The sequence below is a fragment of the Marinobacter sp. genome, from assembly GCF_040904845.1.
Lineage (GTDB): Bacteria > Pseudomonadota > Gammaproteobacteria > Pseudomonadales > Oleiphilaceae > Marinobacter.
The window spans coordinates 1-1,915 of record NZ_JBBDSR010000011.1 but is presented as its reverse complement, the minus strand read 5'-3'; the positions used below and the strand labels follow the sequence as shown (position 1 = coordinate 1,915).

General features: G+C 54.8%; 3 protein-coding genes. All 3 read right to left on the bottom strand.

Features of this window, described 5'->3' with window-relative positions; translation table 11 throughout:
* A partial coding sequence (locus tag WD429_RS01235) for a VOC family protein (protein WP_368420352.1) occupies nt 1-376 on the bottom strand: 376 nt, incomplete at its 3' end.
* Nucleotides 377-536: 160 nt separating this feature from the next.
* Nucleotides 537-1,232, bottom strand: coding sequence for an aspartate/glutamate racemase family protein (locus WD429_RS01230; RefSeq protein WP_368420351.1), 696 nt, complete (start codon nt 1,230-1,232; stop codon nt 537-539).
* Between the two features lie 26 nt (nt 1,233-1,258).
* Nucleotides 1,259-1,675: a VOC family protein gene (locus tag WD429_RS01225; RefSeq protein WP_368420350.1), complete on the bottom strand. Its 417-nt coding sequence runs from the start codon at nt 1,673-1,675 to the stop codon at nt 1,259-1,261.
* Nucleotides 1,676-1,915: the final 240 nt, after the last annotated feature.

The following is a 1,915-nucleotide window of genomic DNA, read 5'->3' as shown; positions in this document are numbered from 1 at the left end:
ACATCGCCTCCCAAACGTGGCCATCGGGATCCGCCAGGTTCCGGTTATACATAAAGCCAAGATCCTGGATGGGATTGATGTCTGCCGTTCCGCCACTGGCAGCCGCTGCTTCATTCATGCCGTCAACGGCCTCGCGACTGTCGCAGGATATGGCAAGCATCACTTCGCTGGACGTTGCAGGGGGGATCGGTCGGTCAGTGAATGTACGCCACTTGGCGTGGGTAAGCAGCATGACGTTGATGGTCTCACTCCATACCATGCAGGCCGCCGTATCGTCCGTGAATTGCGGATTGTTCTCAAAGCCAAGGGCCTTGTAAAAATTCATCGACGCGGCGAGGTCGGCGACTGGCAGGTTTACGAAAATCATTCGGGACATTGGTTCGTCTCCTTAAGGTTGTTGGAAAGGGACAACTTCAGGTGTTGTCTTCTCTTAGTCGAACAGCCACCCGAAATTTCGACAGGTACAAGAAAATGTTCTGCCCGCGCCTGGACCGCAATCACGATTTTACTGAAAGCCGTTCGCCAACAGCCCCTGATTAAACCCTGCCCAAGGCAAGCTGAACCGCCTGTTCGGCATGTATTTCTGTCGTGTCATAGAGTGGGACATCCGTATCCGAGCCCTGGATCAAAAGGCCTATCTCCGTGCAACCCAGGATCACCCCTTGAGCACCGCGCTCCGCCAATGATTCGACCACATCCAGATACGCGGCTTTTGAATCCGCTTTGACCACACCCCGGCACAGTTCTGTGTAAATCACAGAATGAATGCGCTCTCTTTGGGGCTCATCTGGCACAACCACCCGGATACCATGATCCTGAAGCCGGCCAAGGTAAAACGCCTGCTCCATGGTAAATCGTGTCCCCAGCAGCCCTACACAGGTTACGCCATCCTTTTTAAGCACGTTGGCCGTCGCGTCAGCGATGTGAAGAAGGGGGATGCTGACGGACTGTTCAATCTGCGCGGCGACCTTGTGCATCGTGTTGGTACAGAGAACCAGAAGGTCTGCCCCTGCCGCCTCTACCGACCGGCCAACGGAACCCAGTATGTCCGCTGTTGCCTGCCAATCGCCCTGGTGCTGCAACGCCTCGATTTCGGCAAAATCCACGCTGTAGAGAACGAGCTTCGCTGAATGGAGCCCGCCGAGTTCGTCTCTTACTTTCTGGTTTATCAGCCGGTAATAAGTCTGGGTGGACTCCCAGCTCATTCCGCCTATTAGACCGATTGTTTTCATTGGAAACCTCCGGTAGCGGTTGTTTATTATGCACCGGCGTCACTTGGACCTACCCAAAAATGTGGATTGTGCGCCACCTCCCAAAGGTGGCCATCCGGATCAGTGAAATAACCGCTGTAGCCACCCCAAAAGACCTTCTCAGGCTTTTTTACCAGAGTGGCACCTGCGTTCACGGCTTGTTCTACCACCGCATCCACTTCTTCTTCCGATGCGACATTGTGAGCCAGGCTGAACGCTTTGAAGCCGGTGCCCTCGGGCGAGACGTGAGCATCCTCAGCCAACGCCTCCCGGCCAAACAAGCCGAGCAATGTTCCGTTGAGCGTGAAGAAGGCAACCTCGGGTGGGGAGTCCATGCGGGGGAAACCGAGACCGTTCTCATAGAAGGCGATCGATTTCTCAAGGTCGCGAACGCCGAGGGTGATCATGCTGATTCGTGGCTGCATATCCGTATTCTCACTTTATAAAAACTTCCGGGTACTGCTCAGCAATGCGCAGAAGCGTAACCGCAGGCCCCTGCGGCTTACGTCGACCCTGTTCCAATTCCCTGTGGGAAGATCACCGTTCAATTGGGTTTTACCCGATTGAACGCTAACCACTAGCGAATGGCAAGGGCCGAGCCGCGAGGAAAGGTCTGGAGGAAGCCGCTAGCAAAACTGCGAGCTGATGAACAAGAACATCATATG